The following is a 15,088-nucleotide window of genomic DNA, read 5'->3' as shown; positions in this document are numbered from 1 at the left end:
CGAACCGCGGCCTGCTCCGGCTTACGGAACGGAATCCGGGGCGGCTTACTCGATGCCGACTTCGGATCCTTCGAGATTGAGGTTCAGCTTGTCGTTGGACACGTCTTCGTCGTCGTCGAATTCTTTCATTTCGATCTCTTCTTCGTTCTCCGACAAAATCTTCACGTCCATGCCTAAGCTTTGGAGCTCCTTGATCAACACTTTGAACGACTCCGGCACGCCCGGTTCCGGCACGTTCTCGCCCTTGACGATCGACTCGTACGTCTTCACGCGGCCGACGACGTCGTCGGACTTGACCGTCAGGATCTCTTGCAGCGTATACGCCGCGCCGTACGCCTCGAGCGCCCACACTTCCATCTCGCCGAAGCGCTGGCCGCCGAATTGCGCTTTACCGCCCAGCGGCTGCTGCGTAACGAGGGAGTACGGTCCCGTGGAACGCGCATGGATTTTGTCGTCGACCATGTGCGCCAGCTTGATCATGTACATGACGCCGACCGTTACTTCGCGTTCGAACATCTCGCCCGTGCGGCCGTCGTACAGTCTCGTCTTGCCGTTGCGCTGCATGCCGGCTTCTTCCATCGTATCGAACACGTCGTATTCGCGCGCGCCGTCGAATACCGGCGTCGCGACATGAATGCCGAGGTGCTTCGCGGCCATGCCGAGGTGAACCTCGAGCACCTGACCGATGTTCATCCGGGAAGGAACGCCCAGCGGGTTGAGCACGACTTCGACCGGCGTGCCGTCCGGCAGGAACGGCATATCTTCTTCCGGCAGAATGCGCGCGATAACCCCTTTGTTGCCGTGACGGCCAGCCATCTTGTCGCCCTCGGAAATTTTCCGCTTCTGCGCGATGTACACGCGGACGAGCTGGTTGACGCCCGGCGGCAGTTCGTCGCCGTTCTCGCGCGTGAACACCTTCACGTCGACGACGATGCCGTCGGTGCCGTGCGGCACGCGGAGCGACGTATCGCGAACTTCGCGCGCCTTCTCGCCGAAGATCGCGTGGAGGAGACGCTCTTCCGCCGTCAGTTCCGTTACGCCCTTCGGCGTCACTTTGCCGACGAGGATGTCGCCCGCGCCGATTTCCGCGCCGACGCGGATAATGCCGCGCTCATCCAAGTTCTTGAGCGCGTCTTCGCCGACGTTCGGGATGTCGCGCGTAATTTCTTCCGGTCCGAGCTTCGTGTCGCGCGCTTCGGACTCGTATTCTTCGATATGGATCGAGGTGTACACGTCTTCCTTCACGAGCTTCTCGCTCAGGAGGATGGCGTCCTCGTAGTTGTAGCCTTCCCACGTCATGAACGCGACGACGACGTTGCGGCCGAGCGCCAATTCGCCCATTTCCGTGGACGGACCGTCCGCCAGAATGTCGCCCGCCTTCACGATGTCGCCTTTGCGAACGAGAGGACGCTGGTTGATGCACGTGCCTTGGTTGGAACGGATGAACTTGTGAAGCTTATACTTCACGAGATCGCCGTTCACGAGGCGGCCGTCCACCGTCTCTTGGCGGCGGAGCCAAATCTCGTTCGCGGTCGCCCGCTCGATGACGCCGTCGAATTTCGAGACGACGCACACGCCGGAGTCTTTCGCCGCTTTGTGCTCGAGACCCGTGCCGACGAACGGCGCCTTCGGGATGAGCAGAGGCACCGCTTGCCGCTGCATGTTCGAACCCATGAGCGCGCGGTTCGAGTCGTCGTTCTCGAGGAACGGAATGAGCGCCGTCGCGACGGACACGACCTGCTTCGGCGAGACGTCCATATAATCGACGCGGTCCTTCGGCAAGATAAGGTGTTCGTCTTTGTAGCGGACGATGAGCGAGTCGTTCTTGAACGAACCGTCGTCGTTAATCTCTTCGTTCGCCTGGGCGATGACATAGTTGTCTTCTTCGTCCGCCGTCATATATTGAATCTGATCGGTTACTTTGCACGTCTTCGGATCGACCCAGCGGTACGGCGTCTCGATGAAGCCGTATTCGTTGATCCGGGCGAACGTCGACAAAGAGTTGATCAGACCGATGTTCGGACCTTCCGGCGTCTCGATCGGGCACATCCGGCCATAGTGCGAGTGGTGAACGTCACGCACTTCGAAGCCGGCGCGCTCCCGCGTCAGACCGCCAGGACCGAGCGCGGACAGACGGCGCTTATGCGTCAATTCCGCCAGCGGGTTCGTCTGGTCCATGAACTGCGACAGCTGGGAGCTGCCGAAGAACTCCTTGATCGACGCGATGACCGGACGGATGTTGATCAACGCTTGCGGCGTGATCACGTTCGCGTCCTGAATCGACATCCGTTCGCGCACGACGCGCTCCATCCGGGAGAGGCCGATGCGGAACTGGTTCTGCAGCAGCTCGCCGACCGAACGCAGACGGCGGTTGCCGAGATGGTCGATGTCGTCCGTGCTGCCTACGCCGTAGAGCAGGTTCACGAAGTAGTTGATCGACGCGATGATGTCCGACGGCGTGATGTTCTTCACGTTCTTGTCGACCTGCGCGTTGCCGATCACTTTGACGACCTTCGCGTCTTCCGCCGGCGAGAAGATCGAAATCGTCTGCAGCGGAATCGAATCGTCTTCGGTGAGGCTTTGCGCGACGCGGTATTCGTTCAAGCCGATGCCCTTCTCGATGTACGGAAGCACCTTGTCGAGCAGGCGGCGGTCGAGCATTTGGCCCGCTTCGGCGATGATTTCGCCCGTTTCGAAGTCGATCAACGTCTCGGCGAGGCGCTGATTGAACAAGCGGTTCTTGATGTGAAGCTTTTTATTGATCTTATAACGGCCTACGTTCGCGAGATCGTACCGCTTCGGATCGAAGAAGCGAGCGATGAGCAGGTTGCGCGCGTTCTCGAGCGTCGGCGGCTCTCCCGGACGGAGACGTTCGTAAATTTCGATAAGCGCCTTCTCCGTAGAGTCGGTGTTGTCTTTCTCCAGCGTGTTGCGAATATACTCGTTGTCGCCGAGCAGATCGATGATTTCGGCGTCCGTGCCGAAACCGAGCGCGCGCAAAAGCACCGTCACCGGAATTTTCCGCGTGCGGTCGATCCGGACGTAGATGATGTCCTTCATATCCGTCTCGAGTTCGAGCCATGCGCCGCGGTTCGGGATGACGGTCGCGGTGTAGCTCTTCTTGCCGTTCTTGTCCAACTTCTTACTGAAGTAAACGCTAGGACTGCGCACGAGCTGGCTGACGATAACCCGTTCCGCGCCGTTGATAATGAACGTGCCCGTCTCGGTCATCAGCGGGAAGTCGCCCATGAACACTTCCTGTTCTTTCACTTCGCCCGTTTCCTTATTGATAAGGCGAACCTTCACGCGAAGAGGCGCCGCGTACGTGACGTCGCGCTCCTTCGATTCGTCGACCGAATACTTCGGTTCCCCGAGGCTGTAGTCGATGAATTCCAAAGCCAGATTTCCCGTAAAGTCTTGGATCGGCGAGATGTCCTGCAGCAGCTCTCGCAATCCGGTTTCCAAGAAACTCTCGTACGATTTCTGTTGGATCTCGATGAGGTTCGGGATTTCCAATACTTCCTTGATGCGAGCGTAGCTTCTACGTTCACGACGACCGAGTTGCACCACATGTCCTGCCAACTTACGTTCACCCCTCATGTCTACTGGACTGCCCAACGCGTTGCGAACAGCGCAAAAGAAGCAAAATTGAAACAAGAGGCGCCGAACAAAAAGCGTCTCTTATGATTAACGAAATGGGAAAAGAGAAAAAAAGAGCCCCGCCGCGAAGAACCCTTCGACTCGATCTACTTGAAAGAAGTAGGGAAAACTAAGCGGTAGCTGTAAATTTCCATATCATTTATCGTAGTCGGAAATCTTTGGCAATATACGTCAAAACGGAAAAAAACGAGGAAATTTTGTTTCGTAACGCGATGTCAAAAAAACTCTTGACATTTTCGTGCAATAAAGACAGTATAGGCATTTTAATGCTGACATTCTCTAATGCTACCATAACGAAGTTTCGAAGTCAACAAAAAGGCGTTGACAAATCGTCAATTTTGTTTTATGGCTTTAAAGATACGGTACCCCTTGTCTTTCGCGACTTCACGTACCTCGCCAAAGGTTTCCTCCAACTTCGCAAAGGCCGATGGCGCCCCTTGTTTCTTCTGAATGACGATCCACAGCGCGCCTCCCGGGCGCAGCCGCTCGAACGCCCCCTCGAAAATGCTGTGCACGATCGACTTCCCCGCGCGAATCGGCGGATTCGTCAAAATCGCATCGAACGTCTCGCCTGGCGCGAGCGCTTCGTACCGGTCGCTCAGCATGATCCGAACGTTCTTAATGCCAAGCCGCTCCGCATTTTCCTTCGCGGTCGCGACGGCGCGCTCGTTCACGTCGAGCATCGTGACCGTCCCTTCGCTCGCCAGCATGGCGGCGGTCAAACCGATCGGCCCGTACCCGCAGCCGACGTCCAGCACCTTCGCATCTTTCGGAAACTCCATCGTTTCGATCAACAGCCTGCTTCCGAAGTCGACTTCCCGTTTGGAAAAGACGCCCGCCTCGGTGACGAAGCTGTACGATTTGCCGCGCAGCGTCGCTTGAATCGTTTGGCGATTCGACGCCGTCGTCGGTTGTTTCGAATAATAATGTTCGTTCATTTCGGCAGGCACCCTCCCTAACGATTCGTGCTTCACCTTGAAGCAAAACCCCCTGCGAGCGCGATTTGCGTTCGCAAGGGGTTTTCAGCCGTAAGGCTTGCTATTACTTCACTTCTACCGAAGCGCCAGCTTCTTCGAGCTGAGCTTTGATCTTGTCTGCATCTTCTTTGGAGATCTTTTCTTTGATCGGCTTCGGAGCGTTGTCGACGAGTTCTTTCGCTTCTTTCAAGCCGAGGCCCGTGATTTCGCGAACGACTTTGATAACGTTGATCTTCGAAGCGCCTGCGCTTGCGAGGATTACGTCGAATTCCGTTTGCTCAGCTGCTGCTTCTGCTGCTGCGCCGCCGCCAGCCATTACCATCGGAGCTGCTGCCGTTACGCCGAATTCTTCTTCGATTGCTTTTACGAGATCGTTCAGTTCAAGAACGGTCATGCCCTTAATGGCTTCAATGATTTGCTCTTTGCTCATTTGGATAACCCTCCAATTATTTTATTAAAATTATGCTTGTTCTTTCTGCTCTCCGACCGCTTTAACCGCAAGCGCGAAGTTGCGCATCGGCGCTTGAAGCACGCTGAGGAGCATGGACAAGAGGCCTTCGCGGGACGGCAGATCTGCCAGCGCCTTGATTTGCGCCGCGTCGACGACTTTGCCTTCGACGACGCCCGCTTTCACTTTCAAGTTTTCGTTCTTCTTCGCGAAGTTGCTCAGGATTTTCGCCGGGGCGATGATATCCGAGCTGAACGCGATCGCAGACGGACCTGTCAGGTGAGCGTCGAGCTCCGTCAGTTCCGTTGCTGCCGTCGCACGGCGAGTGAGCGTGTTCTTGATGACTTGGAACTCGACGCCCGCTTCGCGAAGCTGCTTGCGCAGTTCGGTCACTTGAGCGACCGTAAGGCCGCGGTAGTCGGCAACGACCGTGCACGCGCTGTTGCGGAGCTTATCCGCCACTTCGCTCACGAGCTGCTGCTTTTCCGCCAACACTTTAGCGTTAGGCATAGGGACACCTCCTGTAAGAATGGGTTTGCTTTAGCAGGCAACAAACGAGAACAGCCTCCGTAGACACGAAGGCTGCATGACGACTTTCGGACGCGACGCGGCCACAAGGCCGCCATCGCGCGCTCGAGTCTTATCATAACACCTCGGCAGGAGATTAAGCCGGAGGTCCGGCGCCTGCTGTCTACGGTTGGTTTATTCAAGTTTAGAATGCCGGTGAAGTACGGTCTAACCCGCTTGTGCGGTATCGATTAGCGATACGTTTGCGTGTTGACGCGAGCGCTCGGGCCCATCGTGGACGAAACCGCGATGTTTTTCAGATACACGCCTTTCGCGGAAGCCGGCTTCGCGCGGTTCAACGCATCTACCAGCGCGCGGAGGTTTGCAACGAGCTTGTCGGCATCGAACGAAACTTTGCCGATCGGCGCGTGAATTTGACCCGCGCGGTCGAGGCGATACTCGATCTTACCTGCTTTGATTTCTTGAACGGCTTTCGCTACGTCGAACGTAACGGTGCCCGCTTTCGGGTTCGGCATGAGGCCTTTGCCGCCAAGAATCCGGCCCAGCTTGCCGACTTCGCTCATCATGTCCGGCGTAGCTACGCAGACGTCAAAGTCGAACCAGCCTTGCTGGATGCGGTTGATCATGTCTTGGTCGCCGACGAAATCGGCGCCTGCCGCTTCGGCTTCGCGCGCTTTGTCGCCTTTCGCGAATACGAGAACGCGCTTCGTCTTACCCGTACCGTGCGGGAGTACGACGACGCCGCGGACGGCTTGGTCTTGCTTCTTCGGGTCTACGCCCAGGCGTACTGCGACTTCGACCGTTTCGTCGAATTTCGCTTTCGCCGTTTGCTTTACGAGTTCGATCGCTTGTTCCGGATCGTACAACGTTTCTTTGTCAATCAGCTTCGCAGCTTCTTGATATTTCTTTCCTGGCATGTTGTTATCCTCCTAGAGTGGTGATAGCGGAATGTCCTCCCACTGTTCGGGAACGCATCAGTCTTCGATGACGATTCCCATGCTGCGAGCCGTGCCTTCGACCATCTTCATCGCCGCGTCGACGGACGCCGCGTTCAGGTCGGGCATTTTTTGCTCGGCGATTTGGCGCACTTTCTCGCGCTTAACCGTAGCGACTTTCTTCTTGTTCGGCTCGCCCGAACCTTTCTCGATGCCTGCGGCGACGCGCAGAAGAACTGCAGCCGGCGGCGTCTTCGTTTCGAACGTGAACGAACGGTCTTCGAAAACCGTAATCACGACCGGGATGATCAAACCTGCTTGATCTTGCGTGCGCGCATTGAATTCTTTACAGAACGCCATGATGTTGACGCCCGCTTGACCGAGCGCAGGACCGATTGGCGGCGCCGGGTTGGCTTTGCCTGCAGGAACCTGCAATTTGACCATTTTGATGACCTTTTTTGCCATGTGTGTTACACCTCCTTCAAAAAGTGTGGTGAAACGGGCCGCAAAACCCTCCCACAGGCAACGTCAACGCTGCCACGAGTGTCGGATAAGGGGACGGATAATCCGCTCCGTTATATCTTCTCCACCTGAGTGTAGTCGAGCTCAAGCGGCGTTTCTCTACCGAACATGTTGACGTGGACCTTCAGCTTCCCTTTGTCGGTCAGAATCTCTTCGATCGAACCGACAAAATTCGCGAACGGACCCACTTTTACGCGAACGGACTCTTTCAATTCGAAATCGTGCGTTTCGCGCGGCGCTTCTTCCATGCCCATATGCTTTAATATCGCTTCCGCCTCTTCAGGCATTAACGGTATCGGCTTAGAGCCGGAACCGGTAGAGCCGACGAACCCCGTCACTCCAGGAGTGTTTCGCACGACATACCACGAGTCGTCGGTCTGGATCATCTCCACCATGACGTACCCCGGGTACACCTTGCGCGTCACCGTCTTCCGTTTGCCGTCCTTCGTAATGACTTCGTCTTCCGTCGGAACGAGCACGCGGAAAATTTTGTCCTGCATCTCCATCGATTCGACGCGTTTCTCGAGGTTGGCTTTCACCTTGTTCTCATACCCCGAGTACGTGTGAACGACGTACCATCTTTTCTCCATGCTCGGAGTCGATTTCTCCATCATCTTCGGGTCACCACCGGGATCGATTAGTTATTCCAAAATCGCGCGGATTACGTTGGAAATCCCGAAGTCCAGAACGTAGAAATAGATCGTCACGAACACGCAGGCGAACAGGACGACGAGCGTGTAACTGATCAGTTCTTTCCGGGTCGGCCATTTCACTTTCTTCAGTTCGGCCCATGCCTCGCCGAAGAACGAGAAGGTAGACCCGAAGCTTTGCTTCAAGCGAGCTAAGAAAGCCACTAGAGCACCTCCAGAATTACCGCGTTTCGCGATGGGCCGTATGGGAATTGCAATACGGGCAGAATTTCTTCAACTCGATGCGGTCCGGATGAGAGCGCTTGTTCTTGCTTGTCGTGTAGTTCCGCTGCTTGCAGCTCGTGCAAGCCAATGTAACGATTACCCGCATGTGGAACACCTCCTGGACTAGCCTTCTAAACAGAAGCGTAATATTTCGGAACCTCTCGCGGTTTGCCCGCATAAAGGCTCACAACAAAAAAAGCAGCATATTTTTTGGGCTACCTGAACTACTTTATCACAGGGGGTTTCCCGTGTCAAGAAAATTGATTGACACGCTGCGAGCAGCCGGCTTCGGACGCGATCCGCGATGGTTCCAGTATCGGCAAAAGTCGCCGCGAATAAACCGGAATTTAACAAATCGCGTCGTCGTTTCTCCCTCAAACGAAAACGGACCTCGGCGACGCCTGGTCCGTTTCAGTAACTGATGTTGCGCACTTCCAAATAACGTTCAAGCTTCCGCTTGACGCGCTGCAGCGCGTTGTCGATCGATTTCACGTGTCGGTCGAGATCGACCGCGATTTCTTGGTACGACCGCCCGTCGAGATACAGCATTAACACCCGACGCTCCAAGTCGCTCAAAATTTCGCCCATCTTATCTTCCAAGCCGCTGAACTCTTCCTGATTGATGATGAGTTCTTCGGGGTCGGACATTTTCGAGCCGCAAATGACGTCCAGCAGCGTGCGATCGGAATCTTCGTCGTAGATCGGTTTATCCAAGGAAACGTAGGAATTCAGGGGGATGTGCTTTTGGCGCGTCGCGGTTTTGATCGCCGTGATGATCTGCCGGGTAATGCACAGCTCGGCGAACGCCTTGAACGACGCAAGCTTGTCCCCGCGAAAATCGCGGATGGATTTGTACAACCCGATCATGCCTTCTTGAACGATATCTTCCCGATCGGCCCCGATCAAAAAGTAGGACCGCGCCTTCGCTCGCACGAAGTTGCGGTACTTATTGATCAAATGCTCCAGGGCCTCGCTGCTTCCGCCGCGAACCGCCTCGACCACATCTTCGTCTGGAATCAGTTCATACTCGGACTTGGCTGACGCTCTGAAGTCGACGCTCACTACTATCCCTCCGGCCCGCTTAGAGCAGCCATCACAATACCGCTCGAAAGTTAAGACAAGTATACATGATGGTTTCGAGAACCGTCAACCTTCCAAATCCCGAGAACCCTTTATTTTACTGGCCTTTTCGCCATTTCTCGAACTTCTCCCGAAGGTCTCCGCTAAGGTGCTTGTCGAAGGTGTTCCGCTCGGACAACGGTTTTTCCTGCACGCGGGCGGACACCTCTTTCTGGCTTTCTCTCACTTTGACGAGCAATTCTCTCGCGGATACGCGCAGCGCGCCGCTGCCGAAAGCGACGTTCTGCTCGGTGAAATCGGATGTGGCGACGTAGATTTGGCGGCGCCGGCGCGTCAGCTGCTTGACGAGCCGCTCGATGCATTCGTCCGCCGTTTCCTTCTCCTTGGTATAATGCACCTCTACCTTGCGGAGGTTGTATTGACGGCCTAAGCCGGGAACATTATAAGCGTCGAATACGATAATGCATTTCATGCCGGAGTAACCTTGGTAGTCCGCGATCGCGTCGATCAGCAGATCCCGGGCTTCGTCCAGCCGATCGTCGCGCAGCTCGCGCAGCTGCGGCCACGCGCCGATGACGTTGTACCCGTCGACGATGAGAACGTCATCCATTCGTCCCGCGTCCCGCGGCCGCGGCGCCGAGCGCGCGGCGTTGGCGCACCGCCTCGTACAGCAGCAAGGACGCGGCGACCGACGCGTTGAGCGAGTTGATCCGCCCGAACATCGGCACCTTGACGAGGAAGTCGCACCGCTCCCGCACGAGTCTGCCGAGCCCTTTGCCCTCGTTGCCGATGACGATGGCGAGCGGCATCTTCAGATCGGTCCCGTACACGTCGCGCTCGGCGGAGCCGTCCGCTCCGGCGATCCAGACGCCGCGCTCCTTCAGCTCGTCGATCGTCTGCGCGAGGTTCGTCACGCGCGCAACCGGCACGTGCTCGATCGCGCCGGCGGACGTCTTGGCGACGGTCGCGGTCAGCCCCGCGGAGCGGCGCTTCGGCACGATGACGCCGTGCGCGCCCGCGCAGTCGACGGTTCGAAGGATCGAGCCGAGGTTGTGCGGATCCTCGATTTCGTCGAGCAGCACGAACAGCGGCGGCTCGCCGGACGCCTCGGCGGCCGCGAACAGATCTTCCAGCTCCGCGTACGCCCGCTCGGCGACCATCGCCACGATGCCTTGATGGCGGACGCCGACGGCCGCCTGGTCGAGCTTGCGCTTGTCGACCTGCTGCGTCACGATGCCGGCCGCCTTCGCCTCGGCGAGCACCGGGCCGATGCCCTGCGCCCCTTCGCCGAACATGATCTTATGAATCGTTCGCCCCGACCGGATCGCCTCGAGCACCGGGTGGCGTCCGGCAATAATTTCTTCACTCATCTGAATTCCTTCCTTCCCCAGCCTTCGCATCCGGCGCGAGATCCATCGCGAGGCGCAGCAGCGCTTCGAGCCGCTCGTAGCGGCGCGTCAAATACAAGTAGCCGATCAAACATTCGAAGCCGGTGCTGTGCCTGTAATCGAGCACGTCCGTATTTTTCGGCGCGGCGTGCGATTTCGCGTTGCGGCCTCGCCGCAGCATGTCCCGCTCTTCGTCGGTCAGCTCCGGCTCGATCCGCCGGACCGCCTGCGCCTGCGCCTTCGCGGAGACGAAGCGCGTTGCCTCGCGGTGCAGCTGGTTCGGGCGGCGGCTCGGCCGCGACAGCACGTACTGCCTCACGAACAGGTCGTACACCGCGTCGCCGAGGTACGCCAGCGCGAGCGGGCTGACGAGATGCGGCGGCTCCGGCGGCGCGAAAAATTGAAATCCTGCAAGGTCGTTTATCAACGGCGTTCGCCCTACTTTCGTTTCCAACGGATCCCCTGCGGCGTGTCCTCGAGCACGATGCCCTGCGCGGCCAGCAGGTCGCGGATTTCGTCCGCGCGCGCGAAATTGCGCGCCTTGCGCGCTTCGGTGCGCTCGGCGATGAGGCGCTCGATCTCTTCGTCGAGCAAATCTTCGCCCTCTTCCGTCAGTATGCCCAAGATCGCGTCCATTTCTTGAAACAGCTCATCGATTCGGCCGAGCAGCTTCGCGCTCGCGGTTCCGCCGGCGATTGCCGCGTTCGCCTCCGACACGAGCTCGAACACCGCGGTGATCGCGTCCGGCGTATTGAAGTCGTCGCTCATTTTCGCGTGGAACATGTCGCGGATCGCCTCGACGCGCGCAAGCGCCTCCGCTTCGCCCGCCGCTTCGCCGTCCGCATCCGCGGGAACGCTTTTCAAAGCGTGCTTCAGGTTCGACCGCGAATTGGCGATGCGCGTCAGGCCGTTCTGCGCCTGCTCGAGCCCTTCGTCCGTGAAATTGAGCGGGTTCCGGTAATGCGTCGACAGCATGAGGAAGCGGATCGCTTCCGGCTTATGCCGGCTCGCCAGCTCGCGCGCGTTGACGACGTTGCCGAGCGACTTCGACATTTTCTCGTCGTTCAAATTCAGGAACGCGTTGTGCATCCAGTAGCGCGCGAACGGCTTGCCCGTCGCCGCCTCGGACTGGGCGATTTCGCATTCGTGGTGCGGGAATGTGAGGTCCATGCCGCCGCCGTGGATGTCGATCGTGTCGCCCAAATACTTGCGCGCCATCGCGGAGCATTCGATGTGCCAGCCCGGGCGCCCTTCGCCCCACGGGGACGGCCAGCTGATTTCGCCCGGCTTCGCCGCCTTCCACAGCACGAAGTCGAGCGGCGACTCCTTGCGCTCGTCGACCGCGACGCGCGTGCCGAACTGCAGCTCCTCGAGGTTCTGATGCGACAGCTTGCCGTACTCCGGGAACTTCTCCGTGCGGAAGTAGACGTCGCCGCCGCTTTCGTACGCGAAGCCCCGCTCGACGAGCTCCGCGATGAAGGCGATGATCTCGTCCATGTTTTCGGTCACGCGCGGGTGGAGCGTCGCCGGCGACACTTTCAACGACTGCGAATCTTGGATGAAGTCGGCGATGTTGCGCTCGGCGAGCTCCGGCACGCTCGTGCCCGTCTCCTCCGCGCGGCGGATCAGCTTGTCGTCGACGTCGGTGAAGTTGACGGCGTACGTCACCTCGTAGAACCGCTGCAGGTAGCGGCGCACGACGTCGAAGAAAATGAGCGGGCGCGCGTTGCCGATATGGATGAGATCGTAAACCGTCGGACCGCAGACGTACATCGTTACGCGGCCGGGGACGAGCGGCTCGAACTTTTCCTTGCGCCGCGTCATCGTATTGTAGATGTGAATCGTCGGTACGTTCGTAGTCATAGTCTTCTTAACTCCTTCTCGATTTCAAACATGTTCGCGTTCCGGCTTCGCTGCGGCGGCTCCGATGGATTCGCGGGCTTCGGCCTCGCGCCGCTTCCGCTCCTCGGCCAGCTCCGCCCTCAGCCGTTCCACTTCCGCCCGCAGCTCGGCGACCTCGGCCGTCACCTGCCGGTGCAGCTCGAGCACCGGATCCGGGATATTGCCGTGGTCGAGCTTATCCTTCACCTTCTGCCCGTTGACGCGCACGACGCGCCCCGGGATGCCGACGACCGTGCTGTACGGCGGCACCTCCTGCAGCACGACGGCGTTCGCTCCAATGCGCGAATAATCGCCGACGGTGAACGAGCCGAGCACCTTCGCGCCGGAGGCGACGACGACGTTGCTGCCGATCGTCGGGTGGCGCTTGCCTTTCTCCTTCCCGGTGCCTCCGAGCGTGACGCCCTGATACAGCACCACGTCGTCGCCGATCTCGCATGTTTCGCCGATGACGACGCCCATGCCGTGGTCGATGAACAAGCGCCTCCCGATTCGGGCCCCGGGATGGATTTCGATGCCGGTGAAAAACCGGCTCACCTGCGAAATGAGGCGCGCGAGGCCGAACCACCGCCTCTTGTACAAAGCGTGGGCCACGCGGTGCGCCCAAATGGCATGCACGCCGGAGTACGTCAGCACGACCTCCAGCACGCTGCGGGCCGCGGGATCGTTATCGAAGACGGCTTCGATATCGGAGCGCATCGTTTGCAGCCAATTGAATCGTTTCCCCATGGCGTATCGACCCCCTGTCTCAAAGTAAATGCGGATGCAAAAAACGCCCCCGCAGCCGCAATTCGGCTGCAGAGGCGTCGGTAACATTCCTACGCGGTTCCACTCTGCTTCGGGTCGAGATTGTTTCGCGTCTCGACCGCTCTTGGGCGGTTTCGTAACGGGGACCACCCGGACGCGCCTACCGGGATCGGTTCGGCGGTCGGCTCGCAGGCGCACTTCGATCGGGGCGATTCGGACGGATTTCAGCGAGACCGTCCTCTCTGGGGAACCGCGGGCCGACGTACTTCTCCTGTTCGCAGCCTTTCATGATGTTTCCAGTATATCGAGTGCCGTGCCGTTTGACAACTCCCTCGGCAGTCCCCGGCGGAACTCGCCGCGGATCGAAAAGCGTGTCAGGCGCAAGCGCAGCCAACCATCGCGCGTCCCCGCAGCCCGTTTACAAACGCGCTTCCAAGCGGGCCAGCACCGTTTCTTTGCCGAGCAGCCACAGCGTCTGATTCAAGTCTCTGCCGTGCGTCTGCCCGGTGAGCGCCGCGCGGATCGGCATGAACAGCTGCTTGCCTTTGAAGCCTGTCTCCGTTTGCACCGTCTTGAGCATCGCCTTCACGGCGTCGGCCGAATACGCCTCATCCGGCGTCGCCTTCACTTGCTCCGCGAACGCGCGCAGCACCGTCGGCACCTGCTCCTCGGCCAGCACGGCCGCCGCTTCTTCCTCGACCGTCGGCGTCTCCTCGAAGAACATCGCCGACAGCTCGACGATTTCCGCGGCGTACCGCAGCTGCTCGAGATACAGCGCTACGAGCGCCGTCACCCACTCGCGCTTCTCCGGCGTCAGCTCGGCCGGAATGCGGCCCGCCTTGACCAGATGCGGAATCGCGAGATCGACGACGCGATCGAGCTCCGCCGCGCGCAGGTAGTGATTGTTCATCCAATTCAGCTTCTCCGTGTCGAACACGGCGCCGCTCTTCGAGATGCGGTCGAGGCCGAACTGCGCGATAAGCTCGTCTTTGCTGAAAATCTCCTGCTCTCCGCCCGGCGACCAGCCGAGCAGCGCGATGAAGTTCGTGATCGCTTCCGGCAAGTAGCCGAGCTCGCGATACTGCTCGATGAACTGGATGATCGATTCGTCGCGCTTGCTCATCTTCTTGCGGTCTTGGTTCAAAATGAGCGGCAGATGGCCGAACTTCGGCGGCTCCGCGCCGATCGCGGCGTACACCATCAGCTGGCGCGGCGTGTTCGACAAGTGCTCCTCGCCGCGGATGACGTGGGTGATGCGCATCAAATGATCGTCGATGACGACCGCGAAATTGTACGTCGGCACGCCGTCCGGGCGAACCATGATCCAATCGCCGATGTCGCTCGATTGGAATTCGACGCGGCCCCGGATTTCGTCCTCGACGACGTACGTCGCGTCCGCCGGCACGCGGAACCGGATCGTCGGCTTGCGCCCTTCCGCGCGGTACGCCGCTTCCTGCTCCGCCGTCAGCGTGCGGCAGCGGCCGCTGTAGCGCGGCATTTCGCCCCGCGCTTCCTGCGCTTCGCGCTCCGCGTCGAGCTCCGCCTCGGTGCAGTAGCAGTAATACGCATGGCCGCCTGCAATGAGCTTGTCCGCGTATTCTTTATAAATCGGAAGACGCTCCAGCTGGCGGTACGGACCGTACGGGCCGCCCACGTCGACGCTCTCGTTCCACTCCAGCCCAAGCCACTTCAGCCCGTTCAGCTGGCTGTCGATGCCCGTCTCCACGTGCCGCGACTGGTCGGTGTCCTCGATGCGGATGATGAATTCCCCGCCCTTGTTCCGGGCGTACAAATAACTGAATAATGCCGTACGCGCCCCGCCGATGTGCAGATGCCCCGTCGGGCTCGGCGCGTAACGCGTGCGTACCGTAACGTTGCCGGCCATGATCCACGCCTCCGAATGTTCGTATCGTATCGAAAATAAGTGCAGTTGCTTGCTTCTATCCTACTATAATAGCGGCTGCGGCGAAGGTTGCAAGCGCGCGTTCGC

Annotated in this window: 16 protein-coding genes and 2 other annotated features; all 16 genes read right to left on the bottom strand. The window is 59.0% G+C overall.

Annotated features, from left to right (window positions below; genetic code table 11):
- Positions 1 to 45 precede the first annotated feature (45 nt).
- The 16 genes from rpoB to gltX all read right to left on the bottom strand — a co-directional run bounded on the left by rpoB (position 46) and on the right by gltX (position 14,983).
- On the bottom strand, positions 46 to 3,582 hold the full coding sequence (rpoB, locus tag VE009_RS21785) for a DNA-directed RNA polymerase subunit beta (RefSeq protein ID WP_325011351.1): 3,537 nt from the start codon (positions 3,580 to 3,582) through the stop codon (positions 46 to 48).
- A 410-nt stretch (positions 3,583 to 3,992) separates the two neighbouring features.
- The gene (locus VE009_RS21780; protein ID WP_325011349.1) at positions 3,993 to 4,598 is read right to left on the bottom strand and encodes a class I SAM-dependent methyltransferase; all 606 of its coding nucleotides are present in this window, start codon (positions 4,596 to 4,598) and stop codon (positions 3,993 to 3,995) included.
- Positions 4,599 to 4,701: 103 nt separating this feature from the next.
- A complete protein-coding gene (rplL, locus tag VE009_RS21775; protein ID WP_325011347.1) occupies positions 4,702 to 5,067 on the bottom strand; it encodes a 50S ribosomal protein L7/L12 in 366 nt (121 codons plus the stop codon).
- Positions 5,068 to 5,097: 30 nt separating this feature from the next.
- Positions 5,098 to 5,595, bottom strand: a complete 498-nt coding sequence (rplJ, locus tag VE009_RS21770) for a 50S ribosomal protein L10 (protein ID WP_325011345.1) — start codon at positions 5,593 to 5,595, stop codon at positions 5,098 to 5,100.
- A 36-nt stretch (positions 5,596 to 5,631) separates the two neighbouring features.
- Positions 5,632 to 5,800, bottom strand: a sequence feature (ribosomal protein L10 leader region).
- Between the two features lie 43 nt (positions 5,801 to 5,843).
- On the bottom strand, positions 5,844 to 6,530 hold the full coding sequence (gene rplA / locus VE009_RS21765) for a 50S ribosomal protein L1 (RefSeq protein ID WP_325011343.1): 687 nt from the start codon (positions 6,528 to 6,530) through the stop codon (positions 5,844 to 5,846).
- Between the two features lie 57 nt (positions 6,531 to 6,587).
- Positions 6,588 to 7,013, bottom strand: coding sequence for a 50S ribosomal protein L11 (gene rplK / locus VE009_RS21760; RefSeq protein ID WP_325011341.1), 426 nt, complete (start codon positions 7,011 to 7,013; stop codon positions 6,588 to 6,590).
- Between the two features lie 110 nt (positions 7,014 to 7,123).
- Positions 7,124 to 7,660 carry a transcription termination/antitermination protein NusG gene (gene nusG / locus VE009_RS21755; protein ID WP_325011339.1) on the bottom strand — a complete coding sequence of 179 codons (537 nt, stop codon included), beginning with the start codon at positions 7,658 to 7,660 and terminating at the stop codon, positions 7,124 to 7,126.
- A gap of 51 nt (positions 7,661 to 7,711) precedes the next feature.
- Complete coding sequence (gene secE / locus VE009_RS21750; protein ID WP_325011337.1) at positions 7,712 to 7,924, bottom strand: preprotein translocase subunit SecE; 213 nt, start codon at positions 7,922 to 7,924, stop codon at positions 7,712 to 7,714.
- Between the two features lie 16 nt (positions 7,925 to 7,940).
- On the bottom strand, positions 7,941 to 8,090 hold the full coding sequence (rpmG, locus tag VE009_RS21745; RefSeq protein WP_138198084.1) for a 50S ribosomal protein L33: 150 nt from the start codon (positions 8,088 to 8,090) through the stop codon (positions 7,941 to 7,943).
- A 305-nt stretch (positions 8,091 to 8,395) separates the two neighbouring features.
- The gene (sigH, locus tag VE009_RS21740; RefSeq protein ID WP_325011335.1) at positions 8,396 to 9,046 is read right to left on the bottom strand and encodes an RNA polymerase sporulation sigma factor SigH; all 651 of its coding nucleotides are present in this window, start codon (positions 9,044 to 9,046) and stop codon (positions 8,396 to 8,398) included.
- Positions 9,047 to 9,161: 115 nt separating this feature from the next.
- Positions 9,162 to 9,674 carry an NYN domain-containing protein gene (locus VE009_RS21735; protein ID WP_325011333.1) on the bottom strand — a complete coding sequence of 171 codons (513 nt, stop codon included), beginning with the start codon at positions 9,672 to 9,674 and terminating at the stop codon, positions 9,162 to 9,164.
- Positions 9,667 to 10,434 (bottom strand): 23S rRNA (guanosine(2251)-2'-O)-methyltransferase RlmB, encoded by a 768-nt coding sequence (gene rlmB / locus VE009_RS21730; protein WP_325011331.1) that lies wholly within the window; start codon positions 10,432 to 10,434, stop codon positions 9,667 to 9,669. Before rlmB ends, VE009_RS21735 begins: the two co-directional genes overlap by 8 nt.
- A complete protein-coding gene (locus VE009_RS21725) occupies positions 10,427 to 10,906 on the bottom strand; it encodes a Mini-ribonuclease 3 (RefSeq protein ID WP_325011329.1) in 480 nt (159 codons plus the stop codon). Before VE009_RS21725 ends, rlmB begins: the two co-directional genes overlap by 8 nt.
- Complete coding sequence (cysS, locus tag VE009_RS21720) at positions 10,891 to 12,315, bottom strand: cysteine--tRNA ligase (RefSeq protein WP_325011327.1); 1,425 nt, start codon at positions 12,313 to 12,315, stop codon at positions 10,891 to 10,893. Before cysS ends, VE009_RS21725 begins: the two co-directional genes overlap by 16 nt.
- A gap of 24 nt (positions 12,316 to 12,339) precedes the next feature.
- Positions 12,340 to 13,080 carry a serine O-acetyltransferase EpsC gene (gene epsC, locus VE009_RS21715; RefSeq protein ID WP_325011325.1) on the bottom strand — a complete coding sequence of 247 codons (741 nt, stop codon included), beginning with the start codon at positions 13,078 to 13,080 and terminating at the stop codon, positions 12,340 to 12,342.
- Between the two features lie 67 nt (positions 13,081 to 13,147).
- Positions 13,148 to 13,386 (bottom strand) — a binding site (T-box leader).
- A 130-nt stretch (positions 13,387 to 13,516) separates the two neighbouring features.
- Positions 13,517 to 14,983: a glutamate--tRNA ligase gene (gltX, locus tag VE009_RS21710; RefSeq protein ID WP_325011323.1), complete on the bottom strand. Its 1,467-nt coding sequence runs from the start codon at positions 14,981 to 14,983 to the stop codon at positions 13,517 to 13,519.
- Between the last annotated feature and the right edge of the window lie 105 nt (positions 14,984 to 15,088).

Origin of the sequence: Paenibacillus sp. (assembly GCF_035645195.1) — a bacterium.
GTDB lineage: Bacteria > Bacillota > Bacilli > Paenibacillales > YIM-B00363 > Paenibacillus_AE.
The sequence above is the reverse complement of the archived record's forward strand: the minus strand, read 5'-3'. Positions and strand labels throughout refer to the sequence as shown.